Genomic DNA, 23,322 nt, shown 5'->3' on the forward strand with positions numbered 1-23,322 from the left:
TCGCTTGCGTCTTACACCAGAGCCTTGGCTTCGTCGTCCATCGTGCCCTGTACCTCGTCGCCGTAGAGCAGCATTTCGGTATGGGCGGCTCCCGACGGGATCATCGGATAGCAGTTCGCTTCCTTCGAGACGTGGCAGTCGACGACCACCGGCCCGTCATGCGCGAGCATGGCTTCGATACCTGCATCAAGGCCTGCCTCGTCCTCGATGCGGATGCCCTTCCAGCCATAGGCCTCCGCCAGCTTCACGAAGTCCGGCAGGCTGTCGGAATAGCTGTTCGAATAGCGGCTCTCGTAAGTGAGCTGCTGCCACTGGCGCACCATGCCCATGTATTCGTTGTTGAGGATGAACACCTTGACCGGCAGGCGATACTGGCTCGCAGTGCCGAGCTCCTGGATGTTCATCTGGATCGAGGCTTCGCCTGCAATGTCGATCACCAGCGCGTCGGGATGACCCAGCTGCGCACCGATGGCTGCGGGAAGGCCGTAGCCCATCGTGCCGAGGCCGCCGCTGGTCAGCCACTTGTTGGGCGAGCGGAAACCGAAATACTGCGCCGCCCACATCTGGTGCTGGCCGACTTCGGTCGAGATGATCGGGTCCTTGTCCTTCGTTAGCGCGAAGAGGCGCTCGATCGCCTTTTGCGGCATGAGTTCGTCGGACTTGTCGGGATAGGCGAGGCTTTCGCGCGCTCGCCAGCCCATGATGCGCGCCTGCCATTCCGACTGGTCGCGCGGGCTGCGATCGCCCCAAGCCTCGACCAGCTGGGCAAGGACCGTCGCGCAGTCGCCGACGATGCCGAGTTCGACGGGCACGACCTTGTTGATCGAAGCGCGGTCGATATCGATGTGGATCTTCTTCGCTTCCGGCGCGAAGGCATCGAGACGGCCCGTGACGCGGTCATCGAAGCGCGAGCCGATGGCGATGATCAGGTCGGCCTTGTTCATCGCCATATTGGCTTCGAACGTGCCGTGCATCCCCAACATGCCGAGCCAGTCCGGGTGATCGGACGGGAAGGCGCCGAGACCCATCAGCGTACTCGTGACCGGAGCGCCCGTGCGGCGTTGCAGTTCGCGCAGCAACCTGCTTGCCTCGGGGCCGGAATTGATCACGCCGCCGCCGGTGTAGAGAACCGGGCGCTCGGCCTCGGCGAGCATGGCAATCGCACGCTCGATCTTGTCCGACTTACCCTTGGTGCGGGGCTGGTAGCGATGCGAGGCGAGTTCGCGCGGCTTGCGGCTCTCGGCGCTCGCCATGGCGATCTGCACGTCTTTCGGAATGTCGACGAGGACGGGGCCGGGGCGCCCGCTCGTCGCGATGCGAAATGCTTCCGACAGCGTCGCCGCGAGGTCTTCCGGATCCTTCACGAGGTAGTTGTGCTTCGTGCAGTGCCGGGTGATGCCGACCGTGTCCGCTTCCTGGAAAGCGTCCGTGCCGATCAGGGCCGTCGGAACCTGGCCGGTGATGACGACGAGCGGGATGGAATCGAGAAACGCATCGGCGATGCCGGTCACTGCGTTTGTCGCGCCCGGGCCGGAGGTGACGAGGACGACGCCGGGCTTGCCGGTCGAGCGGGCATAACCTTCGGCTGCGTGGGCTGCGCCGGCCTCGTGCCGCACGAGGATGTGCCGGATGCGATCATCCTCGAAAAGCTCGTCGTAAATCGGGAGTACGGCGCCGCCGGGATAGCCGAATACGAACTCGACACCCTGCTCGACCAGGCATTCCACCAGGATCGATGCGCCACTGCGCTCCTCGTCAGACACTGTAACCTCCAAAAAAAACCAGCCCGGCACAGGGGACGTGCGCCGGGCTTCAGTTGTCACCTAACTAGCAAACGAATATATCGCGTCAAGGTTCATTTGTGAAATAATCCTGCGAATGTGGTTTCGATATCACAAGATTCGGACTCGCATCTTTGCCATTCTTCCGGGGGCTGATTGCGGAACCAGGTGTATTGCCGCTTCGCATATTGCCGTGTCGCAAGCTGGCCGGAAGCGATCATCTCCTCGCGCGACGCTTCCCCGTCGAGCCAGGCGGCGATTTCGCGCACGCCGATGGCGCGCATGACGGGAAGGGCGGGGTCGAGTTGGCGGGCCTTGAGTGCTTCGACCTCTTCCGCAGCGCCTTGCTCGAGCATCAATTCGAACCGCCGGTCGCATCGTTCGTAGAGCCAATCCCTCTCGGGCAGCAGGATAAGTGGGAAGAGTGACACATCGTTGCCGATCCCGCCGACCTTGTGCGCTTGCCAGTAGTCCAGCGTGTGTCCGGTCGAGCGCACCACTTCGAGTGCGCGCGCAGTCCGTAACGTATCGGCAGGGGCAAGGCGCTCGGCTGCCTTTGGATCTTCGGCCTCCAGCGCCGCGCGTGCTTCTGCCTGATCTATGGCCCTGACGGCTTGCCGGATCTCCGTGTCGATCTCCGGAACAGGAGCGATCCCTTCGAGCAGGGTTCGCATGTAGAGGCCGGTCCCGCCGACGAGGATCGGGACCGCCTCTTCCTTATGGGCGAGCGCAATCTCTTCACGTGCGCGCTCGGCCCAGTCGGCAGCGGAGCAAGCTACTGCGCCGTCCCATGCGAGGTAGAGGCGATGCGGGTGCTGTCGCATCTCTTCCTCGTCGGGAACTGCGGCGAGGACAGGAATATCGCGATAGACCTGCATGCTGTCGGCATTAATGATGACCGCCTTGCGCCCGTCGGCCGCAATCGCATCGGCAAGTTTCAATGCCAATCCGCTCTTGCCGCTGGCGGTCGGCCCTGCAATGAGCGCGAGCGGCGGTTTGCCGCCCCCGATTTCATTGTTTCCAGGAGATTCCCCGTTGCTCATCGCGCGGCTGATAGCAGACCCGCAAGGACTTGAAACGCGTGTGCACGCGGCGACTGCGGCTATCGAGGCTGCAGGCATGCGCATCGCGAAGATCCAGATGCTCGATTTCGCAGGCGATGTCCTGCAATTCGCGCTGCCCGAAGGCGACGCGACCAGATTGCGCGCGATCCTCGACGAGCAGTTCTCGCCGACCGACCTGCTTGTCAGCCATGGCGAAATCACGGTGCCGAAGCTGTTCGTCTCCGACATGGATTCGACCATGATCGGCCAGGAGTGCATCGATGAGTTGGCGGATTTCGCGGGCCTGAAAGAGCGCGTTGCCGAGATTACCGAGCGCGCGATGCAGGGCGAACTCGATTTCGAAAGCGCGCTGCGCGAGCGCGTCTCGCTGCTCGAAGGGCTGGAAGAAGGCGCGATCGATCGCTGCCTTACCGAACGGATCAAGCCGGTAGAAGGCGCGCGGACACTTGTGGCGACGCTCAAGGCCAAGGGCTGCCGAACGGTTCTGGTCACTGGCGGCTTCCATCACTTTGCCGATCCGGTCGCGGAAATGCTCGGGTTCGAGCGCGTCGTCGGAAACCGCCTTGCGGTTGCAGACGGCAAGCTGACCGGCGAATTGGCCGGTCCGGTGGCGGACAGCGGGACCAAGCTCGCGACGCTCGAAGAGGAAAGCGACCCGCTCAACGGAGATGCGACTTCGCTCGCGACCGGCGACGGTGCGAACGACATCCCGATGCTCGAAGCGGCAAGCTACGGCATCGCCTATCGCGCAAAGCCCAAGGCGCGGGCGGCGGCAGATGGCTGGATCGAGCGTGGTTCGCTTACCTCGATCCTCTCGCTGCTCGAAATCCCCGAGCGCGACTGGGTCAGCGGCGGCTGATTGTCAGAGCCAGCTGGCGATTTGCTCCAGCGGTTTCTTGCGGACAGCGTGCAGCGGGACAGTCGCATTATCGGCGGGAAGGCCGGCGACCACGATCATCAGCGGCTTTTCGTGCTCGGGCCTCCCGCATAGCTCGCGCAGGAATCCCATGGGCGAGGGCGTATGGGTGAGAGTGGCAACGCCTGCATGGTGCAGGGCGGACAGCAGCATCCCGCAGGCGATCCCGACGCTTTCGTTGACGTAGTAGTTCTGGGTCTTGCCGTCCTCCTCGATACCGCCCTTGCGCTGGGCGAATACCACGATCAGCCATGGCGCGGTCTCGAGGAAGGGCTTGTCCTCGTCGGTGCCTATCGGTGACAGCGCGTCTAGCCATTCATCGCTCGCCTTGGGCCGATCGCCATCTGCGCCATAAAAACGGCGTTCTTCCTCCTCGGCAGCTTCGCGTATTGCGCGCTTCTTTTCGGGCGAGGACACCACTGCGAAATGCCATGGCTGGTGGTTCGCGCCATTGGGTGCCGAACCGGCGGCGAGGATCGCCTGCTCGATGACCTCACGCGGTACGGCGGCATCCGAGAAATACCGGCACGAGCGGCGCGACTTCATCGTCTCGCGATATCCGGCAGCACCGGCGATGCGTTCTTCATCCGACATGGCCGGCAGTGCGTAGGGCAGGGAATCGTGGTCCTTCATGCCGCATCTATCGCCGCACGGACGGGTGAGGGGAACCCCGCTTGTCGCGCAGCTTTATTGACACGGCTGTCAGTGAGTAGCATCCTGCAACCGTTCATCCGTCCGGTAAGAGAGTCCCGATGGTCCTGGAAAATCGTCCGCTCGTTCATCCCGACCGCAAGGTCACCGGGTTTCGTCCGTTCAAGGCGCTGCACCACTTCGGGAAGCTCACGAAGGACAAGGAAGATACCGAGCAGGTCTTTCACATTATCGAAGCCCTCAAGGGCAAGAAGGGCCTGCACCAGATGATGGACTTCGTGAACACTGACGAGGCGAAGGCATTGATCCGACGCGATGAGGACCTCGTCAGCATGCTCGACGATCACGACCGCTGGGCCGATTGCGCGCCGAATTCGCTCGCCCGGCGCTATGTCGAATTCATGGAGCGTGAAGGGCTCACGGCGGCGGGGCTGGTCGCCGAAAGCCACAAGTTCAAGCCGAAGTCGGAGCGTTTCGACGACATGTACGAATGGTACATCGAGCGCCTGCGCGATACCCACGACCTGTTCCACGTCCTTACCGGCTATGGCCGCGATCCGCTCGGCGAGCTGTGCCTGCTCGGCTTCAGCTACGAGCAGAACCATTCACCCGGGGTGCTGTTCATCGCCTATATGGGCGCACGCCAGATGAAGAAGGAAAGCGGGCTTTCAAAGCCGATTGCCGAGGCGCTGCGTGAAGGGCGCCGACTGGGCAGGGAAGCCAAGAAGCTGGCACACCAGGATCTCCTGCGGATGCTGCCGGACGATATAGACATGGTGCGTCGCCGGCTCGATCTCAGCCCGCCGATTGCCTACCAGCGGGCGCTGAAGATGCTGCGCGATCTCAATCCGGACTACGGCATCGTGGAGCAGCAGCTGGCGAAGGCTGCCTGAGGGTCAGCGATCCTTCTTGGGGATAACGAACTTCAGGCCCGACCAGGTTTCGTCGACCGCACATTTCTTCGTATCGACCAGCCCGGCATCGAGCCCGGCCTTGCGGACCATTTCCTGATCGACTTCGGTTTCCATGCCGGAGGCCTTCTTCGGCCAGCTGACCCATATCTGGCCGGTGGGCCCGATCTGCTGCCTTAGATCCGCAAGCTTGCTGCAGAGCGAGGCTTCGCAGGTAACGAAGATATGTGCTGCATCGATGTCGGCATCGGGCGACGGGCAGCGATGCAGGTCAATTTCCGCTTCTTCGATCTCTGCGAGAATGCTGTCCGGCATATCGTCGAACCAGACGCGCATCCCGTCCTTGAGCGTGAGTTTCTTGGCGAGCGGGGTTCCGGAATAGCCTGCACTCATCAGAGAGTTCCTTGCATCCAGCAGTCGCCCCCATCGACGGCCAGGTGCCAGAGGCATCCGATGCCGATCGCGCGCACCCACCACCTCGGGACGGCAAGCAGGGCGAGATAGAGGGCAGCCGCATAGATCGTGTGCAGCGGGTGGAAGCCGATGCTGCACCTGCCGGGATCGAAGATCGGGTCGGCGAGCAGGTGGTCGAGATCGATCAGGATCGTTGCGGCGATAACCAGGCCCGCCCGCTGCCATTTCTCGCGCCAGATCAGCCACGCGATGAGGAAGGGCGCGAGGAAGTGCCCGCCGTAATGCAGCAGAGGCTGGATCAGCCCCATACGCTAGCCGGTCAGGCTTCCATCCAGTCGCGGAAGAAGCTCTCGTTCGCCTCGCGCAGGTCGGCCAGCGTCGTGCCAAGTAGGCCTTCGCCGCCGACCGTACCGATACGGCGGAAGCCAATCTGTGCGGTTTCGGCGTTCTCCGTGCCCTTCGCCAGCGCCTCGTTGAGCGCCTCGGTATCGGGAACGGTGACGAGATAGCGGCCCTGGTCCTCGCCGAACCACCACTGGGCGGCAGTATATTCCGGGTTCGCTTCGACATCCGCGCCAAGGCCGCTGGCAAGCGCCATTTCGGCAAGGCCCACGGCGAGACCGCCGTCGGAGAGGTCGTGGACCGCGTTCACCAGCCCGTCCTCGATCAGTTCGAGGATGATCTTGCCGGCATTCCGCTCGATCACGAGGTCGGTCGGCGGGGTGCGACCATCGTCGCGGCCATGGACGACCTGCAGCCAGAGCGACTTGCCGAGGTGCGAACGGGTCGGGTCGGGCTTGGCCCAGAATTCCGGGCCAACGAGGTAGATCGCGTCGCCCTCGTTCTTGAAGCCCATGGTCATCATCTTGTCGTAGTCGGAAATGATGCCAACGCCGCCGATTGCCGGGGTCGGGAGGATTGCCGAGCCGCCGCCGGTCGCCTTGCTCTCGTTGTAGAGGCTGACATTTCCGCTCACGATCGGGAAGTCGAGTTCGCGGCAGGCTTCGCCCATGCCTTCGAGGGCATGGACGAACTGGCTCATGATTTCCGGCCGCTGCGGATTGGCGAAGTTGAGGCAGTTGGTCACCGCCAGTGGCTTTGCACCGACAGCGCACAGGTTGCGATAGGCCTCTGCGATTGCCTGCTTTCCGCCTTCGTAGGGGTCGGCATATACGTAGCGCGGCGTGCAATCGGTGCTGATCGCGAGCGCCTTCTTCGTGCCGTGCACGCGCACCACGCCGGCATCGCCGCCCGTCTGCAACGTATCAGCGCCGACCTGGCTGTCGTACTGCTCGTAAATCCAGCGCTTCGAAGCGAGGTTGGGGGAGGCCATCAGCTTGAGCAGGTCGCCGCCGACATCGGTGCTTTCCGGCACGTCGGTCATCGGCTTGATGCCGGCCCAGGCAGAGTATTCTTCCTTGGAGAGATAAGGACGGTCGTATTCCGGCGCATCGGCCGCAAGGGGCCCGAGCGGAATGTCGCAGACGACTTCGCCGTCGAATTCGAGGACCATGTGGCGGGTGTCGGTGACTTCTCCGATGACCGCGAAATCGAGCTCCCACTTGCGGAAGATCTCTTCGGCCATGGCTTCCTTGCCCGGCTTGAGCACCATGAGCATGCGCTCCTGGCTCTCGCTCAGCATCATCTCGTAAGGCGTCATGCCCTCTTCGCGGCACGGCACCTTGTTCATGTCGAGCCGGATGCCCGCCTTGCCATTGGTCGCCATCTCGACCGAGGAGGAGGTGAGGCCGGCTGCGCCCATGTCCTGGATCGCGACGATGGCATCGGTGGCCATGAGCTCGAGGCAGGCCTCGATCAGCAGCTTTTCGGTGAAGGGGTCGCCCACCTGTACGGTCGGACGCTTTTCTTCCGCATCCTCGGCGAAATCGGCGCTCGCCATGGTCGCGCCGTGAATGCCGTCGCGGCCGGTCTTCGAACCGACATAGACGATCGGGTTCCCGACGCCGGTCGCTGCCGAGTAGAAGATCTTGTCCGCATCGGCGACGCCGACGGTCATCGCGTTGACGAGGATGTTGCCGTCATAGGCCGGATGGAAGTTCGTCTCGCCCGCAACGGTCGGAACGCCGACGCAATTGCCATAGCCGCCGATGCCCGCGACCACGCCTTTTACGAGGTGCTGCATCTTCGGATGGTCGGGCCGCCCGAAGCGCAGCGCATTGGCATTCGCCACCGGGCGCGCGCCCATGGTGAAGACATCGCGCAGGATGCCGCCGACACCCGTCGCCGCACCCTGGTAGGGTTCGATGTAGGACGGGTGGTTGTGGCTCTCCATCTTGAAGATGGCGGCCTGTCCGTCGCCGATGTCGATGACGCCCGCATTCTCGCCCGGGCCGCAAATCACCCAGGGTGCCTCGGTCGGCAGTTTCTTGAGATGAAGGCGGCTCGACTTGTAGGAGCAGTGCTCCGACCACATCACCGAGAATATGCCCAGCTCGACAAGGTTGGGCTCGCGGCCGAGCGCATGCAGGACGCGCTCGTATTCCTCGGTGCTCAGGCCATGGGACTCGACGACTTCGGGTGTGATCTCGCTCATGCGAGCGGCATCTAGCGATAGGCGCTCGGAACTGCCAGCCCCACGCGCGATTTGTGCCACCGCGAATCCCCGACCCATTTGGCGATCAGGGTGACGATGCCGAATGCCAGCAGCCCCATGATGAAGAACACGGTCGGCGAAGGCGAAGGCTCGGGACCGAACCAGTTGAAGGCCTGGAGCGCGAGCAGCACGCCGAGCAGCACCAGCGGCGGTCCGACCGGCCCCTTGGTTCGGCGCATGTAATAGACGAAGGCACCGATGATCAGCGCCAGCTCGAGCGGGATGGCGATCAGCGGGTAATTCCACAGGCCGAGCCCGAACTTGTTCTCACCCCCGACGAGGGTGAGGTCGGGCGCATGCACCAGCCAGTCGAGAACGAAGTGCGAGAATACCACCAGGCCGGCGAGGATCGCCGCGCCCGGGTTCCGCCGCATGACCATGATGATAAATGCGAAGACCAGCGCGAACACCAACGTCCCGACCAAGCTGTGTGTGAAAGGCATGTGGTATAGGTCGAGCGGGCTCATGGTCGTGAACCCGGGCACCATGCGCATCTTCTCCAGCCCGACGAGGCCGAAGATCATGAAGCCCCAGTCGACGAGCTGGGCACCGATGAACAGCGTCGAAAGTTTCGGAGCGTCCTTGCTGACGGCTGCTGCCGCCAGTGCCGGTGCCCAGTGACCAATGAACATGCGCGCCCCCTCGCGATTATCTTTCTAGTTGGCGAAGCGCAGCGTTAGCCAGCAAGCGACCCCGCTGGCAACCGATGTTGCGAACGCGCCCCAAAGAATATCGGCGATACTAACATGCGTCGCCCACACTTTCATGACAGCCTGGCTCGTCAGGTCGAAGGTTGCATAGCATAGCGCCCCAAGCAGGGCGCCGTTGAGCATGGCGGTGGCGACATTGCCCGAGGTCAGGCCCGGCTTGATCGCGAACCAGACCATTCCGGCGATGTAGATCAGGTAGAAAGCGGCAGCGGGCGCGATGCGGAACTCGTCGGCCATGATCGACCCGATTGTCGGGCGATAGAGATTGGGGCCGGCCCAGCGCAGCCAGAAGCTGTCGAGCACGCCGAATGTCACGGCAGCTCCGAGATAGGCGATCAACCACTGCATAATTTCTCTCCTCTCGCTGCGCGGCCTTGACCCCGCATTTGTGCAGCGTCAATGCTTCAGCCATGGGAGAAGGTCCGAACGATCTCGCGGAAATGAGCTTCGAGGACGCGCTGCGCGCGCTCGAAGACGTGGTGCGCAAGCTTGAAAGCGGCGATGTGCCGCTCGACGAATCCATCGCGCTGTACGAGCGAGGCGAGAAGCTGCGCCAGCACTGCCAGAAGCGCCTCGATTCGGCGCAGGCGCGGATCCAGAAGATCGTCCAGGGTCCCGACGGGGCCGCCCAAGGCACGGTTCCGCTGGACGCGGACTCCTAAGATGAGCGTCACCACCTTTCCGGACAGCCTGCTGTCGGCTGGCCTCGTGCGCATCCAGCGCGAGGTCGACACGGCCTTCGACATGCTGCTCCCGGTGCCCGACGATTCGCGTTCGCGCCTGGTCGAAGCCATGCGCTACGCCGCAATCGGGGGCGGCAAGCGGGTGAGGCCTTTGCTGCTCGTCTCGACGGCAGAGCTTTACGGTGTCGACCGCGACGCTGCGGTTCGTGCGGCCTGCGCGGTCGAGGCGATCCACGTCTACTCGCTGATCCATGACGACTTGCCCTGCATGGACGATGACGACCTGCGCCATGGCAAGGCGACCGTGCACAAGGAATTCGACGAAGCAACCGCGGTTCTCGCCGGGGACTCGCTCCATGCGCTGGCGTTCGAGATTCTTGCGGATACCGCGACGAGCAGCGATCCGTTTACCCGCGCAGAACTGATCGCGACGCTGGCAACGGCGAGCGGCAAGGACGGCATGGCCGGCGGCCAGATGATGGACATGGCGTCGGAGGCGCAGGACTACGACCTCCACACGATCACGCGCCTGCAGCAGCTCAAGACCGGAGCGCTCCTTGCCGCATCGGTCGAAATGGGCGCTGTATTGGGGCGTGTGCCGCATGAAGGGCGCTCGCACCTCAGGGCCTATGCCCGCGACATCGGCCTCGCCTTCCAGATCGCCGACGACCTTCTCGATACCGAAGGCGACGAGGAGAAGGCCGGCAAGGCGCTTCGCAAGGACGAAGAGCAGGGCAAGCAGACTTTCGTGACGTTGATGGGTGTCGACGGCGCACGCGACCAGGCGCATGCTCTGGTTGAACAGGCCATCGGGCACCTGACGCAATATGGCGCCGAAGCCGAGCTTCTGCGCGCGATTGCCCGCTATATCGTGGAGAGGGACAGATGAGCGAGCGCATCGGGATCTATCCGGGCACTTTCGACCCGATCACATTGGGTCATGCCGACATCATCAGGCGCGGTGCCAAGCTGGTCGACCGGCTGATTATCGGCGTGACGACCAACCCGTCGAAGAACCCCATGTTCTCGACCGAAGAGCGCCTTGCCATGGTCGAGCGCGAAGTCGCCGGGCTCGGCCTCGCCAACGTCGAGGTCAAGGGTTTCAATGCCTTGCTGGTCAAATTTGCCAAACGCGAGAATGCGACGGTCCTCGTTCGCGGCCTGCGCGCGGTGGCCGATTTCGAATACGAGTACCAGATGGCGGGCATGAACCAGCAGCTGGACGATGATATCGAAACCGTCTTCCTCATGGCCGACGTCTCGCTCCAGCCGATCGCGTCGAAGCTGGTGAAGGAAATCGCCTTGTTCGGCGGCGACATCACGCCTTTCGTCAGCAAGCAGGTGTGCGAGGACGTCGTCGCGCGCGTCGAGAAGCGGGGCCAGCTTGGCGACTACTAGTCCCGGTTCATTCATTGTAACGTCAGCGCGCGGGCGCTAAACGCGGCATCCGAATTGAAAGTGTTTTACGAGAACTCCATGATCAAACGTCTCATTGCCGCCGGCGCATTCGGTGCCCTGGTCCTTTCGCCTGTCGCTGCAAGCGCGCAGGACGAAGGTGAAACCGAAGTTGCCGAAACCGTGCAGGAAGTTCCGCGCGTCTACGAGAAGGTGAGCTTCAACATGGAGGAAGATCGCGAGAACATCCTCCTGCTTGACCTTTCGAACGGCAAGCGCGTCGCAATCCGCCTGATGCCGAGCTGGGCGCCGAACCATGTCGAGCGCGTCAAGACGCTGACCCGGCAGGGGTTCTACGACGGGATCATTTTTCACCGCGTGATCGACGACTTCATGGCGCAGACCGGCGACCCGACGGGGACCGGTACGGGCGGTTCGCAGCTTCCCGACCTCGAGGAAGAGTTCAATCCGATGCCGCACCTTCGCGGGACCGTTTCGATGGCACGTGCAGAAGACGAGGACAGCGCGAACAGCCAGTTCTTCATCACCTTCATGCCGCGCTTTTCGCTCGACAAGCGCTACACGAACTTCGGCCGCGTAATCTCGGGAATGGACGGCGTCGACGCAATCACCCGCGGTCAGCCGCCGGCAAATCCGACTCGCATTCTCCAGGCCTCGATCGCGGCGGACAACAAGCCGGTTCCTGTCGGCGAGCAGGAAGCACCGCAGTATGACGGCGTGTCGATCGACGATCTCAACGCGCCGATCGGCGACTAGGCTTCCCTGAACGGGGCTTTGGCCCTAGGGCGCGGCGCATGCGTGTCGAGCTGTTCGATTTCGATCTTCCCCAGGAGCGGATAGCGCTGCGTCCGGTGACGCCGCGCGATGCTGCGCGGATGCTCGTGGTGGAGGGCGACAAGCCCTTTCGCGACATGGGGGTGCGCGACCTGCCCCAAATGCTGCGGGCAGGGGACGTGCTCGTCTTCAACGATACCAAGGTCATCCCCGCACAGCTCGAAGGACGACGCGGCGAGGCGCGAATCGGGGCCACGCTGCACAAGCGGATCGACCTGCGCCGCTGGCAAGCTTTCATCCGCAACGCGAAGCGCCTGCGTCCGGGCGATTTGGTCGAATTCGGCGCGGATGTGACGGCAATCGCCGAGGAGCGGCATGCCGACGGTAGCTTCACGCTGAACTTCCAGGGCGACGAGCCTGTCGAAGTGCTGCTCGAACGGGCGGGGCGCATGCCGCTGCCGCCTTATATCGCGGGCAAGCGCGATACCGACGAGCGCGACCGCAGCGACTACCAGACGATGTTTGCCGAGAAGGAAGGGGCTGTCGCGGCCCCTACCGCATCGCTCCATTTCACGCCGGAGTTGATCGCCGCGCTCGATGAAGCGGGCGTAGAGCGCGAAACCCTCACCCTGCATGTCGGCGCCGGGACATTCCTGCCGGTGAAGGCCGAGGACACGCAGGACCACGTGATGCACGCCGAAATCGGCACGATCGATGCCGAGACCGCCGCGCGCCTCACCGCCGCCAAGCGGGAAGGGCGCCGCATCATCGCTGCAGGCACGACCAGCCTGCGCCTGCTCGAAAGCGCGGCTACCGACGAGGGCAAGATCGAGCCGTTTTCCGGCGAGACCGACATCTTCATTACGCCGGGGTACCGCTTCAAGGCGATCGACGGCCTGATGACGAACTTCCACCTGCCCAAGTCCACGCTGTTCATGCTGGTCAGTGCGCTGATGGGACGCGAGCGCATGCTCGACGCCTACAAGCACGCCATCGCAAACGAATACCGCTTCTACAGCTACGGCGATTCCTCGCTGCTCCTTCCTTGACGGCAAAACCGCTTGGCGGTTCTGGTCCACGCCCCCATAGGTAGCGGATGGAAACCGTTCTCAAGATCGAGGGCCTGACGAAAGTCTACGCCGGGGGCTTCAAGGCGCTGGACGAGGTAGATCTCGAAATCCGCAAGGGCGAGATTTTCGCGCTGCTTGGTCCCAATGGGGCGGGAAAGACGACGTTGATCGGCGCTGTCTGCGGCCTCGTTCGCCCGACCGCCGGAAAGATCGAAGCGTTCGGCCACGACATGGCCCGCGACTGGCGAAGCGGCCGGTCGCGCATCGGCCTCGTGCCGCAGGAACTCTCGACCGACATGTTCGAGCCCGTCGAGCGCGCGGTCGCCTATTCGCGCGGGCTCTTCGGCCTCCCCCCGGACAAGCAGCGGATCGAGGAAGTCCTGCGAAGCCTCAGCCTGTGGGACAAGCGCAAGGAACGCATCATGGCGCTTTCCGGCGGGATGAAGCGCCGCGTCCTGATCGCTAAGGCGCTCGCCCATGATCCGGACCTGCTCTTCCTTGATGAACCCACGGCCGGCGTCGATGTCGAACTTCGGCGCGACATGTGGAAGCTGATCGGGGACATGCGTGAACGCGGCGTCACGATCATCCTCACTACCCATTACATCGAAGAGGCCGAGGAAATGGCCGACCGTGTCGGCATCATCCGCAAGGGCCGGATCCTCATGATCGACGAGAAGGAAGCGATCATGAGTCGCCTTGGGCGGACCGAGGCGATTTTCAGCCTCGCGCAGCCGCTTGATGCAGTACCGGAGGCGCTGGCGGACTATCCGCTTCACCTGGAAGATGGCGGCAGGACGATTTGCTATCGCGGCGGCGACGGCACCGGCAAGGGTAAGGCCGAGGTCGCGGAAGTCAGCAAGCTGCTGGTTCGCGAGGGGATCGACTACGACGGTATCGATATCCGCGATTCCAGCCTCGAGGACATCTTCGTCGACCTTGTTGCCGAACGGGAAGGGGAGCACGCCTGATGCACTTCAATGCCCGCAGCGCCTGGTCGATCTACGTCCGCGAGCTGATGCGCTTCCTGCGCACGGCGTTCCAATCGGTTATCGCGCCGGTCCTGACGACCTCGCTCTATTTCATCGTGTTCGGCGCCGCGATCGGCGGGCGCATGCCGGACCTCGGCGGTGTGAACTATGCCGCTTTCATCATTCCCGGCCTGCTGATGCTGACGCTGCTGGGGGAGACGACCTCGAATTCGAGCTTCGGCATCTACATGCCGCGCTTCACCGGCACGATCTACGAGCTGCTTTCCGCGCCCGTCGGCGTGGCGGAAACGCTGGTCGGTTTCGTCGGCGCCGCGATGACCAAGAGCCTGATCCTCGCGGCGATCATTCTTGCGACTGCAACGCTGTTCGTCGACTACACTATCGCCCATCCGCTGCTCGCGATGCTCTACATCATGCTTGTCGCGGCGAGCTTCAGCCTGTTCGGCTTCATCCTTGGCGTATGGGCAGACAATTTCGAGAAGCTCGGCATCATCCCGATGCTGATCCTGACCCCGCTGACTTTCCTCGGCGGCACGTTCTATTCGATCGAGATGCTGCCGGAGCCGTGGGACAAGATCGCGCTGGCCAATCCGATCGTCTACCTCGTCAGCGGGCTGCGCTGGACGTTCTACGGTTCGGCGGATGTGAACATCGCGATCTCGCTTGGACTTACCCTCGGGTTCCTCGCGGTCTGCGTCGGCATTATCGCCTACATCTTCAAGACGGGATGGCGCTTGCGCACGTGAGGCGCTAGGCGCACGCGCGATGAATCCGCGTTTCGAATTTTCGCTCCACGCCACCGACGGCAAGGCCCGGACGGGCGTCATCCGCATGCAGCGCGGGGAAATCCGCACGCCGGCCTTCATGCCGGTCGGCACGGCCGCGACGGTCAAGGCGATGAAGCCGGAGACCGTCCGCAAGACCGGCGCCGACATCATCCTCGGTAACACCTATCACCTGATGCTCCGCCCCGGCGCGGAGCGTGTCGCCAAGCTGGGCGGGCTGCACAAGTTCATGAACTGGCACCGCCCGATCCTGACCGACAGCGGCGGGTACCAGGTCATGAGCCTTTCCGACCTGCGCAAGCTGACCGAGGAGGGCGTCGAGTTTCGCAGCCACATCGACGGCTCGAAGCACATGCTCACGCCGGAGCGGTCGATGGAAATCCAGCGCCTGCTCGGCTCTGACATCGTCATGGCGTTCGACGAATGCCCGCGCGCAGATCAGCCCCGCGACGTAATTGCCAGTTCGATGGAAATGTCGATGCGCTGGGCCAAGCGCAGCCGCGACGGGTTCGACAGCGGAGAAGAGCACGCCTCGCGTGCGGCGCTCTTCGGTATCCAGCAGGGCGCTCTCGACGAGGAACTGCGCAAGATCAGTGCGGAGAAGCTGATCGAGATCGGCTTCGATGGCTACGCGGTCGGCGGCCTCGCGGTTGGCGAGGGGCAGGAAGCGATGTTCGCGACGCTCGAATTCGCACCCGGCCAGCTACCGCAAGACCGGCCTCGCTACCTGATGGGTGTCGGCAAGCCGGACGACCTGGTCGGCGCGGTCGAGCGCGGGATCGACATGTTAGATTGCGTTCTCCCGTCCCGCTCGGGGCGCAACGGGCAGGCTTTCACCTGGAACGGGCCGCTGAACATGCGCAATGCGCGCTTTGCGGAGGACCAGGAGCCGCTCGACAGCCGGTGTGCCTGCGACACCTGCGGCACCTACAGCCGCGCCTATCTCCACCACCTCGTGAAGGCGGGCGAGATCCTTGGCGCTATGCTCATGACCGAGCACAACATCGCCTTCTACCAGCAGCTAATGCAGTCGATGCGCGACGCCATCGGGGAAGGGCGCTTCGCCGCCTTCGCCGCCGATTTTCGGCGCGATTACCTCGGCTAGAGCGGCTTGCGCCCTTTCGCGAGAAAGGCGGGCAATCGCAAAACCTTCTCGTCGGGCTTCTTGGGCCCGATGCTCCTCGCGAGCTTCTCGATCTGCGATTTCCATTTGGGCAGGTTCTTTTCCGCCTCGCCCTTGCGCACGGTCGCGAGCGCCAGCACGCGTGCTGGTTTGAACCCGCAGAAGCCGAACACCTGCTTCTTCCAGCGGTGGACGATCGAATTTCCGTAGGCGAGCCGCAGGAAGAGCTTCGGCGTGTCCATCGAGATCACTGCATCGGCAGAACGACCCGCCATCAGCTTGTCCCACCACGGGTCGTCCTCGTGATAGGCGAAGGCGAAGCCCGGTAGCAGCAAGCGGTCGAGCAAGCCTTTGAGCAGGGCGGGCTCCGCGCCCCACCACATCGGGAAGAACACGGCGAAGTGATCGCAGGCGTCGAGCTTCTCGGCCAGAGCCGCGATGTCCGGCTCCCACTCGGTCCGCTTGGCGTATCCGTGGCGCAGGTTCGGCGTGAATTCGAGGTCGCGCACGGCAATGCGGGTTACTACCGCATCGGGCGGCAGCGCGGCCTGATAGATATCGAGCAGTGCCGAGGTAAGTCGTCCTTCGTCCGGATGCCCGTCGATCAGCAGGATTTCCATGTCCATTGCCCTCCGGCAGGAAACATAGCCTCGGGCGCCAACGGCACAAAGAAAAAGGGCGGCCCCGCAGGACCGCCCTCTTTTCTTAGCCGGAGACCGGATTAGCGCGAGTAGAACTCGACGACCAGGTTCGGTTCCATCGTGACCGGGTAGGGCACTTCGTCGAGCTTCGGCACGCGGGTGAAGGTCACCTTGTCGTTACCGTCCGGTGCGACATAGTCCGGAATGTCACGCTCGGGCAGGCTCTGCGCTTCGATGATCAGGGCCATTTCCTTGGCCTTGTCGCCGAGGCTGATCACGTCGCCCACGTCGATGCGGCGGCTCGCGATGTTGCACTTCACGCCGTTCACGCGGATGTGACCGTGCGAAACGATCTGGCGCGCTGCGAAGATGGTCGGAGCGAACTTGGCGCGATAGACGACCATGTCGAGACGACGCTCGAGCAGGCCGATCAGGTTCTGGCCGGTGTCACCCTTCATGCGGCTCGCGTCCTTGTAGGTGGACTTGAACTGCTTCTCGGTCACGTCGCCGTAGTAGCCCTTGAGCTTCTGCTTGGCGCGAAGCTGCAGGCCGAAGTCGGACATCTTGCCCTTGCGGCGCTGGCCGTGCTGGCCGGGGCCGTACGAACGCTTGTTGACCGGGGAATTCGGACGACCCCAGATGTTTTCACCCATCCGGCGGTCGAGTTTGTACTTGGCGCTCTTGCGCTTCGACATAAGTCGTATCCTTCAATTTGCTGAGCTACCCCATCGGTAGCCATCCAACCCGGCATCGCACCGACGAAATCCAAGGATCTCGTCGCGGCCACCGCTTCACCGGGGTGCGGGGCCAATCAGCGAAGCGCGCCAAATAGCGTGCGCGCGTCAGGAGTCAAGCTTTCCTGCGCCCTTGCGGGCCGGTTCAGCGGCTCCGGAAAGTCGAGGGCGAACTGGCGAGGCCGTATTTGGCCTGGCTGCTGGTGCCCGTGTTCATGTTTTGCGGGATGAAGGCACGCGGTCCGCGCTTCGGCGCGGAGTTGGCAAGCGCCACGGCTTCGGCCCATTCGCTCCTGACCAGGCAGATCGACTGCCGTTTGCGATCGAGGCAGAAGACCTCTTCGCCGCCCTCTTCGGCAAGGGCGATCTCCGCCTGGTCCGAAACGAAGGTGCGGCGGCGGTCGAAGCGTTCATCCCCTGCAGCGACAGGCACGAGGGGCAAAACGGTGGCGGCGATCAGTAGCGACATATGAACCTCCTTCTCCGACTCCGCACTTTGACGAAGCTTTTCTGTCACTTAGCTGAACGCGGCGCAAAAGTCTCGACATTCCGGATGCTTGCCGCCATTGGCAACCGCCATGACCGACCGCGTGAAACTGCCCGAAGACTGCGAGAACATGAGCGAAGTGCGCGCCGGTGTGGACCGGACCGACCAGCAGATCATGGACCTGCTGGAGAAGCGCTTCGGCTACATGCGCGCGGCCGCACGCATCAAGGCCGAGCGCGGCGCAGTGCGTGACGAGGCACGCAAGGCTGCAGTCATCGCCGCCGTGCGCGAAAGGGCAGAGCGCGACGGTTTGCCGGCGGCCGAAATCGAACGGATCTGGGAACAGCTGGTCGAAGCGTCGATCGCGTACGAGCTGGTCGAATGGGATCGCCTGCGGGCCTGATCGCCTTCTGAAATCGGCTGCTATTTCTCGCGCGGAGGCCTGCCGAGCGAGGACAGTACCCCGCGCATGGTGCGCACTTCGAGGTGGTTCCAGCCCGGCTTGGTGAGCACGGTGCGCAGCGTGCGCTTGGTCGCCTCGGCCCGTTCCTCCGGCAGGAAATAGCCCTTCGGCTCGAGCAGTTTCTCGAAATGGGCGATCAACCCGTCGAGCTCTTCCTGTGAGGCGGGCGGCAGGATCTCTTCCTGCGTCGGCTGTGCGAGCTCTCCGCTGTCCGCCTGCGTCTTCGACCATTCGTAGGCGCAAAGGATCACTGCCTGCGCGAGATTGAGCGAGGAGAACTCCGGATTGATCGGAACGGTCAGGATCGCGCGGGCGAGGGCAACGTCCTCGGTTTCCAGCCCCGAGCGCTCCGCACCGAAAAGGATCGCGCTGCGGCCCGGCTGCGTGACGATCTCGCGTGCCGCTTCCTCGGGCGTGACGACGGGCTTGGTCACCCCCCGCTTGCGCACGGTCGTTGCATAGATGTTCGCGCAATCCGCGACCGCCTCGGCCGTGGTTGGGTAAACTTTCGCCTCGTCGAGCACGATGTCCGCACCGGACGCCGCCGGACCGGCATCGGGGTTCGGCCAGCCATCGCGCGGTGCGACAAGGCGCAGTTCGGTCAGCCCGAAGTTGAGCATCGCCCGCGCGGCCTTGCCGATGTTCTCGCCCAATTGCGGGCGGACGAGGACCACGATCGGCTTGGCCGTCTCAGCCATTGCCGCCATCGCCCTTTGCCGCTTCCTGCACGGTGCTGGCGAATTCCTCGAAATCGCGCGCTTCGCTGAAGTCGCGATAGACCGATGCGAAGCGGATGTAGGCGACCGTGTCGAGCTGGCGCAGGCCGTCCATCACGAGCTCGCCGATCCGCGAGGAGGGGACTTCGGCCTCGCCGGAGGTTTCGACCTGCCGCTGGATACCCGAGACGAGCTGATCGATCTGCTCCTGCGCGACGTCGCGCTTGCGGCAGGCGAGCGATACCGAGTGCTCGAGCTTGCTGCGCTCGAACGGTTCGCGGCGATCGCCGGATTTGACGATGGTCACTTCGCGCAGCTGGACGCGCTCGAAGGTCGTGAAGCGCGCACCGCAGCTGGTGCACTGCCGCCGCCGCCTGATCGAGGTGCTGTCCTCGGTCGGGCGGGAGTCCTTTACCTGGCTGTCGTCATGCGCACAAAAGGGGCACCGCATGCGATATCAACGCCCCGGATAGACGGGGAAGTCGGCGCAGAGCTGCGAAACGCGGTTGCGCACGCTCTCCTCGACCTGCGCGTCGCCTTCGGGGCCGTTCTTCGAAAGCCCGTCGACGACCTCGGCGATCAGCGCGCCGACCTTGCGGAATTCGGCCGGGCCGAAGCCGCGGGTCGTGCCTGCTGGCGTGCCGAGGCGGATGCCGCTGGTCACGAAGGGGCTACGCGTGTCAAACGGAATGCCGTTCTTGTTACAGGTCAGCCAAGCGCGATCGAGGCCTTTTTCGGCATCCTTGCCGGTCACATCCTTCGCGGTGAGGTCGACCAGCATCGAGTGGTTATCGGTGCCGCCCGAAACGATGCGCAGGCCGTTTTCCTCGAGGCTCGCGGCAAGCGCGCGGGCATTCTCGACGACCGCATTGGCGTAGGCCTTGAAGTCGGGACGAAGCGCCTCGCGGAAAGCGACAGCCTTTGCCGCGACGATGTGCATCAGCGGACCGCCCTGCATGCCGGGGAAGACCGCCATGTTGAGCGGCTTGGTCAGCTCTTCGTCGTTCCACAGGATGACGCCCGAACGCGGACCGCGCAGGCTCTTGTGGGTCGTGGTGGTCACGACATGCGCGTGCGGGAAGGGCGAGGGGTGCGCGCCGCCTGCGACGAGGCCGGAGATGTGGCTCATGTCGACCATGAGGTAAGCGCCGACTTCGTCAGCGACCTTGCGGAAGGCTGCCCAGTCCCAGACGCGCGAGTAGGCGGTGCCGCCCGCGATGATGAGCTTCGGCTTGTGCTCCTTCGCGATCGCCATGACATCGTCCATGTCGATGCGCTCGTCTTCCTTGCGCACGCCATAGGCGACCGGATTGAACCACTTGCCGCTCATGTTGACCGGCGATCCATGGGTGAGGTGGCCACCAGAATTGAGGTCGAGACCCATGAAGGTGTCACCCGGCTGAAGCAGCGCGAGGAATACGGCCTGGTTCATCTGCGAGCCGCTGTTGGGCTGGACGTTCGCGAAATTGCAGCCGAACAGCTCCTTCGCGCGCTCGATCGCGAGGCGCTCGACCACGTCGGCATATTCGCAGCCACCGTAGTAGCGCTTGCCGGGGTAGCCCTCGGCATACTTGTTCGTGAAGACGCTTCCCGCTGCTTCGAGGACGGCCTTCGATGCGATGTTCTCGCTCGCGATCAATTCGATCTTGTCGCGCTGGCGGTTGAGTTCGTTCTCGACCGCGGCTGCGATTTCCGGATCGGCGCTCGCAAGGTCGTCGTTCCAGAAACGGCTCATGATGTCGGTGCTGGTGGCTTCGGCGGTGCTCATGGGAATACTCAGTTCGGGTTGGAGAGTTTGTCGACGCGGCGCTGGTGGCGGCCGCCGGCGAATTCGGTCTCGAGAAACGCGGTGACGCAGGCCTTGGCCATGTCGCTGCCCGTCAGGCGCGCGCCCATCGCCAGCACGTTCGCGTCATTGTGTTCGCGCGAGAGGCTGGCCGAAAGCGGTTCGGAGACGAGCGCGCAGCGGACCGCTGGATTGCGGTTGACGCTGATCGAAATACCGATGCCCGAGCCGCACAGCGCAATGCCGCGCTCGGCCGTGCCATCGGCCACGACGCCGGCCAGCTTGTAGCCGAAATCGGGATAGTCGACGCTGTCATGAGTGTCCGGGCCGAGGTCGGCGACCTCGTGACCCTGTTCGATTAGCCAGTCGCGCAATTCGGCCTTGAGGTCGATTGCGGCATGATCGGATGCAATGGCGATACGCATGGCACACCTTGTGTTTCTGGAGGGTGCCCAGACGAGCGGCAAACCACGTTCGCGCTCCACGGCGGTGCTCCGCCTGTCTCGTCAGTCACGCGAACGCGCTCGCTATATTGAAGCACCTCCGGATTCGCAACCCGGAGGGCTTCAATGTTCCCCTACTGGTCGAGGAACGAGCGCATCTTGCGGCTGCGGCTCGGATGCTTGAGCTTGCGCAGCGCCTTCGCCTCGATCTGACGGATACGTTCGCGCGTCACCGAGAACTGCTGGCCGACTTCTTCCAGCGTGTGATCGGTATTCATGCCGATGCCGAAACGCATGCGCAGCACGCGCTCTTCACGCGGGGTGAGCGAAGCAAGGACGCGGGTGACCGTTTCCTTGAGGTTCGCCTGGATCGCAGCATCGACCGGGATGATCGCGTTCTTGTCCTCGATGAAATCGCCGAGGTGCGAATCTTCCTCGTCGCCGATCGGCGTTTCGAGGCTGATCGGTTCCTTGGCGATCTTCATCACCTTGCGAACCTTCTCGAGCGGCATGGAGAGACGCTCGGCCATTTCTTCCGGCGTGGGCTCGCGGCCCTGCTCGTGAAGGAACTGGCGGCTCGTGCGGACCAGCTTGTTGATCGTCTCGATCATGTGGACCGGGATACGGATCGTACGCGCCTGGTCGGCGATCGAGCGGGTGATCGCCTGACGAATCCACCAGGTCGCATAGGTGCTGAACTTGTAGCCGCGGCGGTATTCGAACTTGTCGACCGCCTTCATCAGGCCGATGTTGCCTTCCTGAATAAGATCAAGGAATTGCAGGCCACGGTTGGTATATTTCTTGGCGATGGAAATCACGAGGCGCAGGTTCGCCTCGACCATTTCCTTCTTCGCGATACGCGCCTCGCGTTCGCCCTTCTGCACCATGTTCACGATGCGGCGGAATTCGGGCAGCGCCATGCCGGTCTGGCTGGCGATATCGGCGATTTCTGCGCGGATGCGCTCGATCGCGTCGGCTTCCTTCTCGGCGAAGGCAGCCCACTTCTTGTCCTTCTTCGCCATGTCCTTGAGCCAGCCGTCGTCGAGCTCGTTGCCGATATAGGCATTGAGGAAGTCGACGCGCTTGACCTTGTGACGCTCGGCAAGGCGGAGCATCTGGCCGCCGAGCGCGGTCAGGCGGCGGTTGAAGGCGTAAAGGTTGTCGACCAGGAACTCGATCTTGGTCGCGTGGAACTGGACGCTCTCGACCTCGGCCGTGAGGTCTTCGCGCAGCTTTTCGTACTTCTTTTCCTTCGCGGCCGGGAAATCCTTGCCCGCGGCGAGGGTTTCGACGCGCTCGTTCTGAAGCTTCTCGAAGGACTTGAAGAGCTTGGTGATGCGCTCGAAACGCTCGAGGGCTTCCGGCTTCAGCGCGGCTTCCATCTGCGCGAGGGACATGGTGTTGTCCTCGTCGTCATCGTCGTCGCTGCTCTTCGAGCTGCCTTCTTCGCCGTCTTCGCCTTCGGAATCGTCGTCGTCATCCTCGTCGTCGTCGCGGATCGAGGGGCCGGCGGTTTCTTCCGAAATCTCGCCGTCGTCGTCCTCGTTCTCCTCCTCCATCTTGTCGACGGGAGGTTCCTTGGAAAGCATGGCGTCGAGATCGAGGATCTCGCGCAGCTGCATTTCCTCGTTGTTGAGGGCTTCCGACCAGTGAATGATCGCGTGGAAGGTGATCGGGCTTTCGCACAGGCCGATGATCATCGTGTCGCGGCCTGCCTCGATACGCTTCGCGATGGCGATTTCGCCTTCGCGGCTGAGCAGTTCGACCGCGCCCATTTCGCGCAGGTACATGCGCACCGGGTCGTCGGTGCGTTCGCCGGTCGAGGTTTTCTTGGCAGCAGCGGCAGCGGGCTTCTTCGCGGCTTTGGTATCGCCCGCGCTGATTTCCTCGACTTCGCTTTCCTGCTCGTTCTCTGCTTCGGCTTCCTCGTCGTTCTCGACGATATTGACGCCCATCTCGCTGATCGCGGACATCACGTCCTCGATCTGCTCGGAGCTCATCTGGTCCTGCGGCAGCGCTTCGTTGAGCTCATCATAGGTGATGTAGCCCTTGCGCTTGGCCTTGGTGATCAGCTTCTTGATGTTCGCTTCGTTGAGATCGATCAGCGGAGCATCGTCTTTTTCGGCTGTCTTAGACTTGGAAGCCATA

Annotated in this window: 27 protein-coding genes and 1 riboswitch; of the genes, 11 read left to right on the plus strand and 16 right to left on the minus strand. The window is 63.3% G+C overall.

Features of this window, described 5'->3' with window-relative positions:
• Nucleotides 1-11: 11 nt before the first annotated feature.
• Both ilvB and miaA read right to left on the minus strand, forming a co-directional pair.
• Nucleotides 12-1,763: a biosynthetic-type acetolactate synthase large subunit gene (ilvB, locus tag EO245_RS08435; RefSeq protein ID WP_128892501.1), complete on the minus strand. Its 1,752-nt coding sequence runs from the start codon at nucleotides 1,761-1,763 to the stop codon at nucleotides 12-14.
• 92 nt (nucleotides 1,764-1,855) lie between these two features.
• Nucleotides 1,856-2,824 (minus strand): tRNA (adenosine(37)-N6)-dimethylallyltransferase MiaA, encoded by a 969-nt coding sequence (miaA, locus tag EO245_RS08440; protein WP_128892502.1) that lies wholly within the window; start codon nucleotides 2,822-2,824, stop codon nucleotides 1,856-1,858.
• 76 nt (nucleotides 2,825-2,900) lie between these two features.
• Between miaA and serB the strand changes: the two genes are divergently transcribed.
• Nucleotides 2,901-3,704, plus strand: coding sequence for a phosphoserine phosphatase SerB (serB, locus tag EO245_RS08445; protein WP_234026860.1), 804 nt, complete (start codon nucleotides 2,901-2,903; stop codon nucleotides 3,702-3,704).
• A gap of 3 nt (nucleotides 3,705-3,707) precedes the next feature.
• On the opposite strand, the gene EO245_RS08450 is transcribed toward serB, so the two are convergent.
• Nucleotides 3,708-4,394, minus strand: a complete 687-nt coding sequence (locus EO245_RS08450) for a nitroreductase family protein (RefSeq protein ID WP_128892504.1) — start codon at nucleotides 4,392-4,394, stop codon at nucleotides 3,708-3,710.
• Nucleotides 4,395-4,513: 119 nt separating this feature from the next.
• Here EO245_RS08450 and EO245_RS08455 point away from each other — a divergent pair, with 119 nt between their 5' ends.
• A complete protein-coding gene (locus EO245_RS08455) occupies nucleotides 4,514-5,305 on the plus strand; it encodes a Coq4 family protein (RefSeq protein WP_128892505.1) in 792 nt (263 codons plus the stop codon).
• A gap of 3 nt (nucleotides 5,306-5,308) precedes the next feature.
• Here EO245_RS08455 and EO245_RS08460 read toward each other — a convergent pair whose 3' ends face one another.
• From EO245_RS08460 to EO245_RS08480, 5 genes are read right to left on the minus strand one after another with little or no spacing between them, the layout of a single operon-like run.
• A complete protein-coding gene (locus EO245_RS08460) occupies nucleotides 5,309-5,716 on the minus strand; it encodes a DUF3052 family protein (protein ID WP_128892506.1) in 408 nt (135 codons plus the stop codon).
• Nucleotides 5,716-6,045, minus strand: a complete 330-nt coding sequence (locus tag EO245_RS08465) for a DUF6122 family protein (RefSeq protein WP_128892507.1) — start codon at nucleotides 6,043-6,045, stop codon at nucleotides 5,716-5,718. The genes EO245_RS08460 and EO245_RS08465 overlap by 1 nt, the downstream gene beginning before the upstream one ends.
• Before the next feature lie 11 nt (nucleotides 6,046-6,056).
• Complete coding sequence (purL, locus tag EO245_RS08470; RefSeq protein WP_128892508.1) at nucleotides 6,057-8,291, minus strand: phosphoribosylformylglycinamidine synthase subunit PurL; 2,235 nt, start codon at nucleotides 8,289-8,291, stop codon at nucleotides 6,057-6,059.
• Between the two features lie 11 nt (nucleotides 8,292-8,302).
• On the minus strand, nucleotides 8,303-8,983 hold the full coding sequence (locus EO245_RS08475; protein ID WP_128892509.1) for a hypothetical protein: 681 nt from the start codon (nucleotides 8,981-8,983) through the stop codon (nucleotides 8,303-8,305).
• A gap of 24 nt (nucleotides 8,984-9,007) precedes the next feature.
• Nucleotides 9,008-9,409, minus strand: coding sequence for a DUF2177 family protein (locus EO245_RS08480; protein ID WP_128892510.1), 402 nt, complete (start codon nucleotides 9,407-9,409; stop codon nucleotides 9,008-9,010).
• 62 nt (nucleotides 9,410-9,471) lie between these two features.
• On the opposite strand from EO245_RS08480, the gene EO245_RS08485 reads away from it, so the two are divergent.
• The 8 genes from EO245_RS08485 (at nucleotide 9,472) to tgt (ending at nucleotide 15,886) form a co-directional block, all read left to right on the plus strand.
• Nucleotides 9,472-9,723 (plus strand): exodeoxyribonuclease VII small subunit, encoded by a 252-nt coding sequence (locus tag EO245_RS08485; RefSeq protein WP_128892511.1) that lies wholly within the window; start codon nucleotides 9,472-9,474, stop codon nucleotides 9,721-9,723.
• A 1-nt stretch (nucleotide 9,724) separates the two neighbouring features.
• Complete coding sequence (locus EO245_RS08490; protein ID WP_128892512.1) at nucleotides 9,725-10,633, plus strand: polyprenyl synthetase family protein; 909 nt, start codon at nucleotides 9,725-9,727, stop codon at nucleotides 10,631-10,633.
• The gene (gene coaD / locus EO245_RS08495; RefSeq protein ID WP_128892513.1) at nucleotides 10,630-11,142 is read left to right on the plus strand and encodes a pantetheine-phosphate adenylyltransferase; all 513 of its coding nucleotides are present in this window, start codon (nucleotides 10,630-10,632) and stop codon (nucleotides 11,140-11,142) included. The genes EO245_RS08490 and coaD overlap by 4 nt, the downstream gene beginning before the upstream one ends.
• 78 nt (nucleotides 11,143-11,220) lie before the next feature.
• Nucleotides 11,221-11,916: a peptidylprolyl isomerase gene (locus EO245_RS08500; RefSeq protein WP_128892514.1), complete on the plus strand. Its 696-nt coding sequence runs from the start codon at nucleotides 11,221-11,223 to the stop codon at nucleotides 11,914-11,916.
• 38 nt (nucleotides 11,917-11,954) lie between these two features.
• Nucleotides 11,955-12,983 carry a tRNA preQ1(34) S-adenosylmethionine ribosyltransferase-isomerase QueA gene (gene queA / locus EO245_RS08505; protein ID WP_128892515.1) on the plus strand — a complete coding sequence of 343 codons (1,029 nt, stop codon included), beginning with the start codon at nucleotides 11,955-11,957 and terminating at the stop codon, nucleotides 12,981-12,983.
• A 47-nt stretch (nucleotides 12,984-13,030) separates the two neighbouring features.
• On the plus strand, nucleotides 13,031-13,975 hold the full coding sequence (locus EO245_RS08510) for an ABC transporter ATP-binding protein (RefSeq protein ID WP_128892516.1): 945 nt from the start codon (nucleotides 13,031-13,033) through the stop codon (nucleotides 13,973-13,975).
• Nucleotides 13,975-14,742, plus strand: a complete 768-nt coding sequence (locus EO245_RS08515) for an ABC transporter permease (RefSeq protein ID WP_199798640.1) — start codon at nucleotides 13,975-13,977, stop codon at nucleotides 14,740-14,742. Before EO245_RS08510 ends, EO245_RS08515 begins: the two co-directional genes overlap by 1 nt.
• A 19-nt stretch (nucleotides 14,743-14,761) precedes the next feature.
• Nucleotides 14,762-15,886: a tRNA guanosine(34) transglycosylase Tgt gene (gene tgt, locus EO245_RS08520; RefSeq protein WP_128892518.1), complete on the plus strand. Its 1,125-nt coding sequence runs from the start codon at nucleotides 14,762-14,764 to the stop codon at nucleotides 15,884-15,886.
• Here the strand turns inward: tgt and EO245_RS08525 are convergent.
• From EO245_RS08525 to EO245_RS08535, 3 genes are all read right to left on the minus strand, one after another.
• On the minus strand, nucleotides 15,883-16,530 hold the full coding sequence (locus EO245_RS08525; RefSeq protein WP_234026861.1) for an NAD(P)H-dependent oxidoreductase: 648 nt from the start codon (nucleotides 16,528-16,530) through the stop codon (nucleotides 15,883-15,885). The genes tgt and EO245_RS08525 overlap by 4 nt on opposite strands.
• Before the next feature lie 95 nt (nucleotides 16,531-16,625).
• The gene (gene rpsD / locus EO245_RS08530; protein WP_128892519.1) at nucleotides 16,626-17,240 is read right to left on the minus strand and encodes a 30S ribosomal protein S4; all 615 of its coding nucleotides are present in this window, start codon (nucleotides 17,238-17,240) and stop codon (nucleotides 16,626-16,628) included.
• Between the two features lie 184 nt (nucleotides 17,241-17,424).
• On the minus strand, nucleotides 17,425-17,748 hold the full coding sequence (locus EO245_RS08535; protein ID WP_128892520.1) for a hypothetical protein: 324 nt from the start codon (nucleotides 17,746-17,748) through the stop codon (nucleotides 17,425-17,427).
• Between the two features lie 109 nt (nucleotides 17,749-17,857).
• On the opposite strand from EO245_RS08535, the gene EO245_RS08540 reads away from it, so the two are divergent.
• Nucleotides 17,858-18,169, plus strand: a complete 312-nt coding sequence (locus EO245_RS08540; protein ID WP_128892521.1) for a chorismate mutase — start codon at nucleotides 17,858-17,860, stop codon at nucleotides 18,167-18,169.
• Between the two features lie 20 nt (nucleotides 18,170-18,189).
• On the opposite strand, the gene EO245_RS08545 is transcribed toward EO245_RS08540, so the two are convergent.
• From EO245_RS08545 to rpoD, 5 genes are all read right to left on the minus strand, one after another.
• Nucleotides 18,190-18,927, minus strand: a complete 738-nt coding sequence (locus EO245_RS08545; protein ID WP_128892522.1) for an RNA methyltransferase — start codon at nucleotides 18,925-18,927, stop codon at nucleotides 18,190-18,192.
• Nucleotides 18,920-19,396, minus strand: coding sequence for a transcriptional regulator NrdR (gene nrdR / locus EO245_RS08550; protein WP_128892523.1), 477 nt, complete (start codon nucleotides 19,394-19,396; stop codon nucleotides 18,920-18,922). The genes EO245_RS08545 and nrdR overlap by 8 nt, the downstream gene beginning before the upstream one ends.
• 6 nt (nucleotides 19,397-19,402) lie before the next feature.
• Nucleotides 19,403-20,713 (minus strand): serine hydroxymethyltransferase, encoded by a 1,311-nt coding sequence (gene glyA, locus EO245_RS08555; RefSeq protein WP_128892524.1) that lies wholly within the window; start codon nucleotides 20,711-20,713, stop codon nucleotides 19,403-19,405.
• An 8-nt stretch (nucleotides 20,714-20,721) separates the two neighbouring features.
• Nucleotides 20,722-21,156 (minus strand): ribose 5-phosphate isomerase B, encoded by a 435-nt coding sequence (rpiB, locus tag EO245_RS08560; RefSeq protein ID WP_128892525.1) that lies wholly within the window; start codon nucleotides 21,154-21,156, stop codon nucleotides 20,722-20,724.
• An 18-nt stretch (nucleotides 21,157-21,174) separates the two neighbouring features.
• A riboswitch (ZMP/ZTP riboswitch) is annotated at nucleotides 21,175-21,255 on the minus strand.
• 53 nt (nucleotides 21,256-21,308) lie between these two features.
• Nucleotides 21,309-23,321, minus strand: a complete 2,013-nt coding sequence (gene rpoD / locus EO245_RS08565; protein ID WP_128892526.1) for an RNA polymerase sigma factor RpoD — start codon at nucleotides 23,319-23,321, stop codon at nucleotides 21,309-21,311.
• Nucleotide 23,322 lies beyond the last annotated feature (1 nt).

Source organism: Erythrobacter sp. HKB08 (assembly GCF_004114695.1).
In the GTDB taxonomy this organism is placed as follows: Bacteria; Pseudomonadota; Alphaproteobacteria; order Sphingomonadales; family Sphingomonadaceae; genus Parerythrobacter_A.